9 protein-coding genes are annotated in these 12,316 nt (G+C 68.9%); 6 read left to right on the plus strand and 3 right to left on the minus strand.

Going from position 1 to position 12,316, the window contains the following annotated elements; genetic code table 11:
• Positions 1–112: 112 nt before the first annotated feature.
• Positions 113–748 (plus strand): hypothetical protein, encoded by a 636-nt coding sequence (locus QHF84_RS00850; protein ID WP_281311196.1) that lies wholly within the window; start codon positions 113–115, stop codon positions 746–748.
• A gap of 117 nt (positions 749–865) precedes the next feature.
• Positions 866–1,993 (plus strand): glycoside hydrolase family 5 protein, encoded by a 1,128-nt coding sequence (locus QHF84_RS00855; RefSeq protein WP_281311197.1) that lies wholly within the window; start codon positions 866–868, stop codon positions 1,991–1,993.
• Between the two features lie 63 nt (positions 1,994–2,056).
• Here the strand turns inward: QHF84_RS00855 and QHF84_RS00860 are convergent, their stop codons facing one another.
• Positions 2,057–3,667 carry a kelch repeat-containing protein gene (locus QHF84_RS00860; RefSeq protein WP_281311198.1) on the minus strand — a complete coding sequence of 537 codons (1,611 nt, stop codon included), beginning with the start codon at positions 3,665–3,667 and terminating at the stop codon, positions 2,057–2,059.
• Between the two features lie 156 nt (positions 3,668–3,823).
• Between QHF84_RS00860 and QHF84_RS00865 the strand changes: the two genes are divergently transcribed.
• Positions 3,824–4,573, plus strand: a complete 750-nt coding sequence (locus QHF84_RS00865; RefSeq protein WP_281311199.1) for a metallophosphoesterase family protein — start codon at positions 3,824–3,826, stop codon at positions 4,571–4,573.
• A gap of 1 nt (position 4,574) precedes the next feature.
• On the opposite strand, the gene QHF84_RS00870 is transcribed toward QHF84_RS00865, so the two are convergent.
• Entirely contained in the window at positions 4,575–6,266 is a 1,692-nt protein-coding gene (locus QHF84_RS00870; protein WP_281311200.1) for a carboxylesterase family protein, read from the minus strand.
• A 17-nt stretch (positions 6,267–6,283) separates the two neighbouring features.
• Positions 6,284–7,612, minus strand: coding sequence for a peptidylglycine alpha-amidating monooxygenase (locus tag QHF84_RS00875; protein ID WP_281311201.1), 1,329 nt, complete (start codon positions 7,610–7,612; stop codon positions 6,284–6,286).
• A gap of 125 nt (positions 7,613–7,737) precedes the next feature.
• Here QHF84_RS00875 and QHF84_RS00880 point away from each other — a divergent pair, with 125 nt between their 5' ends.
• The 3 genes from QHF84_RS00880 (at position 7,738) to QHF84_RS00890 (ending at position 12,258) form a co-directional block, all read left to right on the plus strand.
• Positions 7,738–9,672, plus strand: coding sequence for an acyl-CoA dehydrogenase family protein (locus tag QHF84_RS00880; RefSeq protein WP_281311202.1), 1,935 nt, complete (start codon positions 7,738–7,740; stop codon positions 9,670–9,672).
• On the plus strand, positions 9,669–10,244 hold the full coding sequence (locus QHF84_RS00885) for a hypothetical protein (RefSeq protein WP_281311203.1): 576 nt from the start codon (positions 9,669–9,671) through the stop codon (positions 10,242–10,244). Before QHF84_RS00880 ends, QHF84_RS00885 begins: the two co-directional genes overlap by 4 nt.
• A 61-nt stretch (positions 10,245–10,305) precedes the next feature.
• Positions 10,306–12,258 carry a LodA/GoxA family CTQ-dependent oxidase gene (locus QHF84_RS00890; RefSeq protein WP_281311204.1) on the plus strand — a complete coding sequence of 651 codons (1,953 nt, stop codon included), beginning with the start codon at positions 10,306–10,308 and terminating at the stop codon, positions 12,256–12,258.
• The last annotated feature ends 58 nt before the right edge of the window (positions 12,259–12,316 follow it).

Consider the following 12,316-nt stretch of genomic DNA (forward strand, 5'->3'; position numbering starts at 1 on the left):
CCGACGTCGGCGCAGACGCCGCCCACCACAAGCGCGATGAAGGTCCCGACCACGCTCGGATGGCGCCGGCTGACCCCATCCGGGGTCGCGAGGCGATTGGAACTTCGACATCATGTACGGCCGTCTCGCGCGCCTGTCCTTCGAGGAGTACCGCGCCGTCGACAGGAAAACGCTGGGCGAAGCGTCACCGGACGCACACGAACACGAGCAAGCGATGCGCGACGTCGCCGCCCAGGCGCACGCGACGATGAACGATCTGACGCTCCTCTTCGGCAAGCCGAGCAGCGTTCGAGAGCTTTGCCCGCGTCCCCGGCGCGATCTCGCTGCCGGCGAGGACGGCCACGTCGATTGCGTTGCCATCGTCGAGCACGATCTGACTCCTGTCGATTTACCGGACGCCTTCGCTCCCCTGCACGTCGACAGTCTGGTGGGGGTCGGACTCTTCTTGTTGATAGGGATCTCCCTCGTCTTTGGCGGTGTGCAGTCCATCCGCGTCACGAAGACGAACGAAGAGGACGCGCTGCGATTGCAGCGCGCAGGCGTTCCGTGCTGGGGGCGCGTGGTGACCAGCCGGCTCGGCACCGTCGCGCGAAAAGTGGGCTTCCAGCGCTGGATCGACCCTATCACACGACGACCATGCAGGATTGCTGCATGCCCACCTGCGCCTGGAAGAACAACGTCAAGAGCCCGACCGTGGACGGTTATGACTCGTTCTATTCGTGCCGGAGCGACGGCAAACCGGTCGTGAAACAATAAACGAAGGACAACGGCGCCCGGCGGAGCACCACGGGTTCAGGGTGTTTCCGCGCGGTGTGTCTTGCAGCCCGCCGCGGATCAGGGCAGCGTGGCGGTCGGAGGCGATTCGATGCGCGCGCTGTGGCCTACGCTGTTGTGGATTCCCCTGGTTTCCGGCTGCATCCCGCGGGGCTCGGCCCGGGACATCACGCCGAACCCCGCCGGCGTCGCGCAGTCCGCGCCGTTCGAGGGCTTCCGGCGCGGCATCAACCTGGGCAACGCCCTCGACGCGCCGAACGAGGGCGCGTGGGGGGTGACGCTCGACGAGCGCCATTTCGAGATGGCGGCCGCCGCGGGCCTGGATCACATCCGGCTGCCGGTGCGCTTCAGCGCGCACGCCCAGGTGAGCGCGCCGTTCACCGTGGACGCGGCGTTCCTGGAGCGCGTCGACTGGGCGCTCGATCGGGCGGCGGCGCGGGGCCTGTCGGTGATCGTCGATTTCCACCACTACGAGGAGCTGATGAAGGAACCGGCCGCGCACACGGCGCGGTTCCTGGGGATCTGGACGCAGCTCGCCGAGCGCTACGCGAATCGCCCCCCCAGCGTGGTGTTCGAGCTGCTCAACGAGCCCAACGGAAACTTGAACGCCGACATCGTCAACGAGATCTCCAACAAGGCCATTGCCATCATCCGCGCGAGAAACCCCACGCGGCGGATCATCGTCGACGGGTACTTCTGGGCCTCGGCCGATTGGCTGGACGAGCTCACGCTGCCCAAGGACGACCCCCACCTGATCCCCACGTTCCACATGTACCAGCCCATTCTCTTCACGCACCAGGGCGCGCCGTGGATGGCCCCGGAATACGGCACGACCGGGATCGTCTTCCCCGGCCCGCCGGCCGCGCCGCTCACGCCCGTCTTGGCGGCGCAGCAGGTGGGCTGGGTGAACGATTGGTTCAGCCGCTACAATACGCTGCCCCTGTCGCAGAATCCCAACGGGCCGGCCGGTGTGCGGGCCGAGTTCGAGAAGGTGGACCGCTACATCCAGGCCACCGGGCGCCGGGTGTACATGGGCGAGTTCGGCTGCATCGACAACGCGGATCAGCCATCGCGCGCGACGTATGTGCGCCTGATCCGGCGCGAGGCCGAGCTGCGCGGCATTGCCTGGGCATACTGGGACGACGGGGGCACCATGAAGGCGATGGACGTGAAGACCGGGAACTGGGTCACATACCTGCAGGATGCGCTCTTGCGCTGACGCTCGTGCGGCCCGGGAGCAGGAGCGCCATCGCCTTCTGCACCGAGAGGGATTGCCGAAACGTCAACGGCGACGGCGGCGAAGGAGGAGGCCGACGCCGACGAGCGCGAACCACCCGGCATTCCCGGAGGAGCGCGTGTCGACCGCGCATTGCGCGCCGCCGCCACCGGGAGGAATGTCCACGCCGCCGCTTCCGCCGCCTATACCACCAGCACCACCCGAGCCGCCAGCTCCACCTGCGCCGCCGGCGCCGCCAGCACCACCCGAGCCGCCAATTCCACCCGAGCCGCCAACTCCACCCGCGCCGCCGGCGCCGCCTGCTCCACCTGCGCCGCCTGCTCCACCTGCGCCGCCGGCTCCACCTGCGCCGCCGGCTCCACCTGCGCCGCCGGCTCCACCTGCGCCGCCGGCTCCCCCCTCACCGCCCGCGCCGCCGGCCCCACCGGCTCCGCCAGCTCCGCCTGCTCCACTCCCACTGCCATCCACGCACACGCCGCCCATGCAATCGCCGCTCGCGCATTCATCGCCGATCACACACGAAGCGCCGAGCGCGGCATTGCCGAGCGGGTAGAGCTCCACACTCGCCACGCTCGGATCGGAGAACAGAACACTCGTCTGTCCGCCGGCCACGAGCAGACCGTGCCCCGGCACGAACGTGGCCGTGTGCCGCCAGCGCTGCCCCGCCATGGGCGGCAGCAACGTCCACGTCCCCGTCATGGGATCATACACCTCCACCGACGTGAGCGCCGCGCTGCCACTATTGCCGACGCCGCCGGTGACGATCACGCGCCCGCTCGGCAGCACCGTCATCGTATGCCCCCACCTCGCCTCGTTCATCGGCCCGACCTCGACCCACGTATTCGCGGCCGGGTCATGGACTTCTGCCGTCGCCGTGGTCGGAAGGCCTCCCGCGACGAGCACCTGGCCGTCCGGCAAGAGCGCGGCCGTGTGCCGCTGGCGAGCCGTGTGCATCGGCGCCACGAGCGTCCACGTGTCGGTCGTGGCGTCGTAGACCTCGGCCTCGGCCCTGGTCGATTGAACGTCATCGCCTTCGTCGCTCGGCACCCACGCCCAGCCGCCCGCGACGAGCACGCGCCCGGAAGGCAACGTCGTCGCCGTATGGCTCGCGCGGCCTTGATGCAGGTTCCGAGCGAGCAGGGTTTGACCCATGCGATCATAACGGAGCGAGTCCTTCCACGTGTCGAAGTCGGCGAATCCACCCGTGAGGAGCACATCGCCGTCCGGGAGCACGCTGAGCGTCGGGTCGGTGCGAAAGGTCTGCGCGAGCAGGGGTTCCTCGGTCCAGGTATCGCTCACGGGGTCGTACGTCTGGACCTGGTCGATGTCGCGGAGCAGCCACAAGCCATCCGGGAGCAGGGCCGCCGTCACGAAATACATCGAAGGCGCGGGGTTTCGCGGCGTCCACGTCCCGGTGGCCAGATCGAGCGCCTCGAGCAGGGTGGGATCCCCCGGGCCCGGGTCCCCGCCGGCGGCGATCACGCCAATCCCCGGGAAGAACGTTGCCGCATGACCGTGGCGGGTCACGCCCATGTCCGGCAGGCCCTGCCAGAGCGCCGAGGCGGGGCCCTCGGGCGGCGCGGCGAGCGCAGGGGACGAAACGAGCGAAAGGACAAGGGGCGCGATGCAAGCAATGAAGGGTTTACGATGGTGCATGGATCTCCCCATGGATGTCGAGATAAGCCCCCCCGTTCCTGGTACGACGAGCGGCCACCGTGCATGGGCCAGGTGAGGACGTCAACACGAGAGCAAGCAAAAGCAGAAGCTTCCCCCTTGCCTTCCCCGAGAATCCCTGCTGCTCTCCCCGCCCTCATGCCCGGCCGCACCTTCGCCATCGGCGACATCCACGGCGATATCGACGCCCTCCTCCGCCTCCTCGGCACCCTGCCCCCGCTCGACGCCGCCGACACCCTCGTCTTCGTCGGCGATTACCTCGATCGCGGCCCCCGCTCGGCCGACGTCATCGCCCTCCTCCGCGCGCTCCCCTCCCAGACCCCCGCGAAGGTCGTCACCCTCCGCGGCAATCACGAGGACGGCTGGCTCCGCGTCCTCGAGCGTGGCTGGCCCGAATTCGTCATTCCGGCGCCGAACGGCTGCCTCGCCACGCTGCGCTCCTTCCTCGGCAGGCCGCCGCCGGCCGAGGGCGAGGGCATGGCCGACGACGAGGTCGAGCCGCTCTTCAAAGGCACGTTTTTCCCGCCGGACGTCGTCGAATGGATGCAGGCGCTCCCGTACTGGTACGAGGACGAGCACGCCATTTACGTGCACGCGGCCCTGCCGAAGGGACCGAACGGCTTCGAGCACCCGTCCACCACGCAAAAGAAGCTCGCGATGCTCTGGTGCCGCGACGACGACTTCGTGCGCGAGTACCGCGGCAAGCTCGTCATTTTCGGGCACACGGCCACGAAATACCTCCCGCCCGAGCTCTCGGACTACACGCCCGAGGACAAGGAGGACGCGTGGGTCGGCCCTTGCGTGATCGGGATCGACACGCGCTGCGGCAAGGGTGGGTATCTGACGTGCGTGGAATTGCCGTCGGGGCAGGTGTACGAGTCGCGCTGAATCAGGGGGCGGAGACGATCTGCTCCCAGGCGTCGCACTGGGCTTTGCGTACGCCCTCACCGCTCGAAATGGGCGTGTCGAGCACGATGTGCGTGTCCTTCTGCGCGTCGTATTGCGGCCACGGCGCGGCGCCGCTGCCGTTCGGATCACCCGTCGCGCCGAACCGCCCCCAGTAGCCCATCATCGCGTCGGAGAGCGCGACGTCCTCGGCCGCGGGCGTGAAGAGCGGGATGTCGGTCAGCGTGTGGAAGACGTAGAGCAGCTCGATCGCGTGGGCCGCCGGGCTCTCGCCTTGCGCCGTCTTTGCCCGTTGCGTGAAGAAGTACCGGTAGACGGGCTCGCTCTGGCTCCCCGCGACCGCGCGCGCGATGCTCCGGTTCGGGCAGTTGAAGCGCAGATCCGAATACAACGCGACGAGCGCGTCCTGGGGCGTCGGGTAATCGCCGACCGGATACGCGGCGAGGACCTGGGGCGCGAGCGGGCCGAACGATTGGTTGACGACGGCCTCGTATTGCGCCGGCGTGGTGACCTCGATGGCCATCCCTTTCGCGAGCTCGTCGCCGTTCGTGCCGATCACGAGCGGCACGTGGTTGTGCTCGCCCGCGGAGAACGTGGCCAGCGTCGCCTTGGGCAGGACGTACCCGTCGATCACGGGGCCGTACTTCCCGGCATCCGCGCCGACCGAGACGCTGCCGATCCCGATCGAGCCCGGCAGCTCCGTGAGCAGCTCCGCCGCCGTCTTGCCTCGCAGGCAAGCGAGTTTGTCCGCCGCGCTCCCGCAGGACGATTCCGCGACGCGCTCGCTCATCGCCGCCTCGGCGTCCTCTTTCGGCGTCGACGTCGTGCCCCCGCTCTCGGCGAGCGCCGCGGAGAAGAGGCCTTTCGCGAGCGGCGAGGCCATGAGCGTGAGCGTGTCGAGCGCGCCCGCGGATTCGCCGAACAAGAGGACCCGCTTGGGATCCCCGCCGAACGCGGCGATGTTCTTCTGGACCCATTTCAGCGCGGCGATCTGATCCTGCAGGCCGTAATTGCCCGACGCCTTGTTCGGCGACTCCGCGGCGAGCTCGGGCAACGCGAGGAAGCCGAGAGCGCCGAGGCGATAGTTGATCGTCACGACCACGGCCTTCTGCGATTCGGCGAGGTCCTGGCCATTGTAGATCGGGGCGCCGCCGGCGAGGGTCTCGCTGCTTCCGCCCTGGATGTTGCCGCCGCCGTGCACGAAAAACAGGACCGGCAAGGGCGCGCTGTCCGCCGTGACGTCGGGGGCCCAGACGTTGAGGGAGAGACAATCCTCGTCGCCGGTGGGCGCCTTGGTCTTTTCGTCGATCTGCGGGCATTTCGCGCCGAACGCGCTCGCGTCCCGCACACCTTCCCAGCAGGCGGCGAGCTCGGGCGGCTTCCAGCGAAGGTCCCCCGTGGGCGGCGCGGCGTACGGAATGCCGAGGTACACCCAGCTCGCGCCTTCCAGGCTGCCGCGGACGAGGCCGCTGTCCGTGGCGACGATTCCAGGATCCGAGGGTGTCTCGACGACGCAACGAGCAGAGTCGCCGCCGCTGCCACCGTTGCCGCCGTTGCCGCCGCCGCCACCGCTGCCGCCGCTGCCGCTGCTGCTTTCGCCGCCGCCGCAGGCGACGAGGGCGGCCGCGAGCGGGGCGCAGAGGGCCCAGGCCGAACGTCGTTTGCCGATTTTCATCGCGGGCTCCTTCTTTCTCAGGGCGCGGCCTGGCATTCCGAGCTGACCGCCGGCAACCCCCAGTGCCAGTTCGGGAGCTGGACCCGCGGGTAGTAGGCGGCGAAGACGAAGCACATCTCGCTCGACGTGTCCTCGCCGAAGGTCACGTTCGAATTGCCGGGGTTTTGCCAGAAGCAACGCGTGGTGATGATGTCGCCGGGGCTGATGGTGGTGTTGGCCGCGTCCCAGGATTGATCGTCGAAGCTCCACGGATCGCGGTGCGTCAGCTCGACGGCGGCGCCGTTCACAGGCTTGTGCTCAGCCGAGATGACCTTGCCGAGCTTGTGCATGTGCGGGCCGATCGCGAAGGTGTTGAGCTTCGGGAAGCCCGCCGGGACCGTGAGGTTGCAGCTCAGGTCGAGCTCGCTGTGCGCCGGGATGTTGATCTTCGTCGTGCCGAACGCGAGGATGTCCGCGTCGTTCGGGCGCAGGTCCGTCGTCGTGCACAGGTCGAACCCGCTCTGATCCTTCTGGCCGTCGAGCTGCGTCAGGTTCGAGTAATGCATCTGGATCATGTAATGGCCCGTGCCCTCGATCGGCAGGCCCGCCGCGGCCGGCAAGACGAGCGCCTGCGCGCCGGGCGCCCACACGCTCACCAGGCGCCCGCCCCCCGAGTCGCCCGCGCCACACGGCGTCGGCGTCGTATCGTAGGCCGTCGGCACCTCGTACAGGAGCATGTGATGGACGATGACGTCGTTGTCGACGGCCGGCGCGATCGTCGTGATGTGCCGCTTCGATTGCACGACGGCGTCGGCGCCGAAGCATACGTACGCGTCCTCCGTGAGCTTCGGCATCGTCCACGCGGTCTTCGGCCGGAGCAGGACGTCGGGCGTGCAATCGAGCCCCGATCCGCCGCCTCCACCCGCGCCGCCCGTGCCCGAGCACGAATCGGCCGAGGCCCCGGGCGCGCCGGCGGCGATCCACGCGTCGAGCACGTCCTGCGAGCCCGCGTCGAGCAGGCCTTTCGGCGGCATGGGCCGCATCGCGTCGTGGGTCCGCTCGCCCACGAGCTCGTAGACCTTCCGCGAAGGATCACTCTGCGCGCCCGCGTGGAAATCGGCCGCCGTCACGAGGGCCATCGGCGCCCCGTACTTGGGCGGGGCCGAGTGGCAGATCTGGCAATTTTCGGCCACGACCTCGGCCACGTCGCAAGGCAGCTCCGCCCCGCCGCCCATCCCGCCGTTGCCGCCGCCGCTGCCGCCCGCGCCGTTGCCGCCACCGCCCGTCGTCGCCGCGCCGCCGCCGCCGCAGGCCCAGAGCAGGATCGGAATCAGGACCACGCCGGCTCGCAATCGTGTGTTCGTCATGAGGTGCTCCGTTCTTGCGCCCCATCAGACACCGAAGGCGGCCCGAACGTAAAGTGCGCAGGCAGATCCGGCCGGTGTATCATCCGGCCGCCCGGGCGAGGCGCCGGGTGAAGGGTGCGAGGGCGATGGCGAACTTCTATCGAGACAACGAGGATCTACGCTTCTACGTCGAGCGCTGGATCGACTGGGAGCCCATCACGCGCGCCACCGAGCACGACTTCCGGAGCGAAGGCGGCCCGCAGAACCTCGGCGAAGCCCTCGATCTCTACCGCGACATCCTCGACATGCTCGGCACGTTCGCCGCCGAGGAGATCGCGCCGCACGCGGCAGAGCTCGATCGCGAAGGCGTGATCTTCCGGGACGGCGAGGCCTCGTTTCCGCCGCGGCTCGCGTCGATCTTCGAGAAGATCCGCAGCATGGAGCTCCACGGCCTGTGCCTCCCGCGCGAGCTCGGCGGCTCGAACGCGCCGGCGATGCTGTATTTCATCGGCACGGAGGTGCTCGGCCGCGCCGACGTCTCGGTGATGGCGCACCACGGTTTTCACGGCGGCATCGCGCTCGCCATGCTGATGTTCTCGATGCGGGAGGGCACGAGCGAGATCGATCCGGAGACGGGGCGGATCCTCCGGACGCGCTTCCGCTCGTACATCGACGAGATCGTCCGCGGCGAGGCCTGGGGCTGCATGGACATCACCGAGCCCGACGCGGGCAGCGACATGGCCCGGCTCCGCACACGCGCCGAACAGGACGCCGCCGGGAACTGGTTCGTCACGGGACAAAAGATCTTCATCACCTCGGGCCACGGCAAATACCATTTCGTCATTGCGCGGACCGAGGAGCCGAAAGACGAGTCCGATCCGTTCGCGGGCCTCGGGGGCCTGTCCATGTTCCTCGTCCCGACGTACGAGGACCTGCCGGACGGCACGCGACGGCGGATCGTGACGATCGATCGTGTCGAGGAAAAACTCGGCCATCACGCGTCCGTGACCGCGGCGCTCTCGTTCGACCGCGCCCCCGCGCACCTCATCGGAAAACGCGGCGATGGTTTTCAGTACATGCTCACGATGATGAACAATGCCCGCATCGGCGTGGGCTTCGAGACGCTCGGCCTGTGCGAGGCGGCGCTCTCGCTCGCGCGCGGGTATGCGGCCGAGCGGCGATCCATGGGCAAACCCATCGAGCAGCACGAGATGATCGCCGATTACCTCGACGAGATGCGCACGGACATTCAAGGAGTCCGCGCGCTCGCCATGCACGGCGCAGTGCACGAGGAGCTCTCGCAGAAGAAATCCCTGCGCCTTCAATTCGGATCGCTCCCGGAGATCGAGCGCGCCCGGCTGGAGCGCGAGATCAAACGACACAAGCGCGAGGCGCGGCGCGTGACCCCCCTCGTAAAATATCTCGGGGCGGAGAAGTCCGTGGAGATGGCGCGGCGGGCGGTCCAGATTCACGGCGGCGTGGGGTACACGAAGGATTACGGCGCGGAGAAGCTCCTGCGCGACGCGACCGTGATGCCCATCTACGAGGGCACGAGCCAGATCCAATCCCTCATGGCGATGAAGGACGCGCTCTCCGGCATCCTGAAGCGCCCGGCCGCCTTCCTGCGCCGCGGCGCCGAGGCGCGGCTCAGGAGCGTATCGGCGCGGGATCCGCTGGAGCGCAAGCTCGCGCGGATCCAGGTGCTCTCGCACGCCGCGCAGCAGCACCTCGTCATGCGGACCGCCGGCGACAAACTCGGCGACGCATTACGTTCGCCCGCCCGGTCCTGGTCGGCGAAGCTCCTCGGGAGCTGGGACCCCAAGCGCGATTTTTCGTATGCGATGCTGCACGCCGAGCGGCTCACGCGCCTGCTCGCCGACGAGGCGATCGGCGAATTGCTGTTCGAGCAAGCGATGAAGCACCCCGAGAGGCGCGAGGTCCTCGCGCGGCACCTCGAGCGCGCCGAGATCCGCGCGCGGCACCTCGCGGACGCCATCACGACGACCGGAGATCGCCTGCTCGCCTCGCTTTCCGGGTCGGACGAGGCAACCCCGGCCGCGTCGGCGAAGGCCGCGGGATGAAAAAAAAGGCGCGCGTGTTCGTCCTCGCCCTGCTCGCGATCGTCGGGCTCACGCTCTTCGCCATCGCGCTCACCCGGGCGAACGTGGGCCTCTCCGGCCCGCACACGACACGCGCGTCCTCCGCGACGCTCGACAAACCACTCGAAGCCGCGATCGAATTCAAGCTGCGCGAGGCGCGGCTCGCCACGGTGGAGGAAGCGCTCGAGCTCTCGCTGCGCCTGACCGGCGCGCGTCTGCATTTCGGCCTCGGGCACCCGACGCGGCTCTCGTTCGGCGCCGAGGAGCGCGAGGGCAACTGCATCGAGTACGCGCACCTCTTCGCGCGGATCTTCGACATGGCCGCGGCGCGCTCGAAGCTCTCCGCGCGGGCGTACGTGGTGCACAGCGCGCAAGCCGAGGTGTTCGAGAAGGTCGTTCCGCTGCCGGGGCTCCGGGACCACGACTGGGTCGTGATCGAGGACGACACGCCGGGTGAAAAAAAACAGTGGTTCGTGGATCCCGCGTTCGAGGACGCCTGGCTCGGCTGGGATTTGACACACAATGTCAAAGGGGACGTGAAGGCCGGCCGGTGACGTGCGTCCTCCCGGTGCTCCGGGATTGACGTGATCCTGGACAATCGGTAGCGTCCAGAGAATGGTCGCCCCTAGCCTCGAAACACCTTCGCTCCTCGACCAATCTCCGAATGCAGCGCCCACCGAAGGCGCCTTCCCTCCCCTCGACGAGGCCGCGCTCGCCGCGGGCCCGACGAGCCGGCGCAACTTCCTCGCCGGCGGCATCGCCGCGGCCGCGGCCCTCGTCGGGCGTGACGCCCTCGCCCTCGTGGGTCCCGCCGACGAGCCGGTCTTCCGGATTCACCCGGCCATCGGGATCGCCCGCGTCGGCAACGCCCCTCCGGACACCTTCTTCATCGGCCCCGAGATCCCGGGCCAGCCGCCGCTCGGCGACGCGCCGGGCACCGCCGTGGCGCCCTACAAGGTCGACGGCAAGATCAAACCCCAAGCCGCCCGGTTCCGCATTTTCGAGTATCGCTGGATCAACGGCACGCTCACGCCGATCCGCGAGGTCACGCTCGCCACGCCCGGCGTGCTCAATATCACCTGGACCGCGCACCTCGCCAATAAGAAGGCGTCGTTCCACAAGTTCTACGGTATGGCCGGCGAGAAGGGTCCGCCCGGGCCGCTGCGGAATGCTTCGGTCGCGGATCGACGCTCGCTCGAAATCGACTTCGGCCCGCGCACGATCAGCGGCTCCTCTGAGGGGCCCGTCAAATTCCGCGCGGGGACGAGCGCCGATCCCACCCAGGAGTCGTGCCCGCTCGACGTGAACGGCGAGCCCGTCATCAAGTACCTCGGCCAGCTCCGCACCGACGCCGAGGGGCGGCTCATCGTGCTCGGCGGCAAGGGCCGCGCCCGCTACAACACCGCCGAGCCCCCGCCGATGCCCTCGTACGCGAACAACGACGGCTGGTTCGACGACATCTCCGACGGCCCGGTGACGGCCGTGGTGACCATCGAGGATAACAATGGTGATGTGCGGGAGATCCCGGTCGACGCGGCCGGCGGAGCGTGGGTGCTCGTCGGCCCGCCCGATTTCGCGCCGCACGTGACGAGCGCAGTCACGCTCTACGACATCCTCTACGACATGGCCGTGCGCGAGCTGCCCATCCCGCTCGACAACGCGCTCTACGATCCGGGTGGCCCCCTCGCCCGGATGCGACAGCTCGCGGCCGATTACCAGCCCGAAGGCCCGGTGGAGTTCCCTAATTTCTTGCCGGATTTCACGACCGAGATCCGGTCCATCTTCTCGCGCGGGGGCGGCTACCGCTGGGTCATCGAGTCGGCGGGCGACTCGTCGCATTCGGCCCTCTTCGGGCCGAACGTGGGGGATCCCAGCCCCCAATACGCGCCGATGCGCAAGGAGCTCTTCGGGGCCATGCGCGAGCCGAACGGGGCGCCGAACGCCAAGGGAAAGGGGACCATGCCGTTCTTGCTCGGCGACGACCCGTACAACAACCAGGCGCCCAAGTACGAGCAATGGCTGACGGTCACGCGGACCCAGTTCGGGCTCCTGCGCAACTGGGCGAACGGCCAGTTCGTCCCCGGCCCGGTCGCGGTCCCGCCCGAGGGGATCACGGCGCACGGCCTCGATCGCGCCCAGCTCGAGGCCGCCTCGGGCGGCGCGTTTTTCCCGGGCATCGAGGTCGGCTGGCAGATCCGCAATGCCGCGCTGTTCATCGAGCCCTTCCGGCTCGATCTCCAGGCGACGAGTGGTTACTGGGGCGAGGAGGAGCCCATCGGGCCGGGGCACTTCTCGCGGCAGATGGCCCTGCCCTGGCACGCCGATTTCACGGATTGCGCGGCCGAGGGCCAGAAGGGCTGGTGGCCGTCGATACGGCCGGACCACGTCATCACGACGCCCGGATCCACCACGCGCGAGGACTGGGCCCGGGCCACCCACAAGTTCAAGTCCGGGAAAAAGAAGGTCCAGCACGAGGACATGGTCGACAACTGGTACAAGTTCGGCTTCGTCGTACGGCAGCCGGACAAGACGCAAATCGAGACGGAACGCGCGGCGAAGATCCCCTGAGCTTCCCTGCCCCGGCCCCGCCCGTGCGTCCGGCGGACGCACGGCGCGGGCCATGTGC

It is taken from the genome of Polyangium sp. y55x31, from assembly GCF_029946505.1.
Taxonomy (GTDB): domain Bacteria; phylum Myxococcota_A; class Polyangia; order Polyangiales; family Polyangiaceae; genus Polyangium.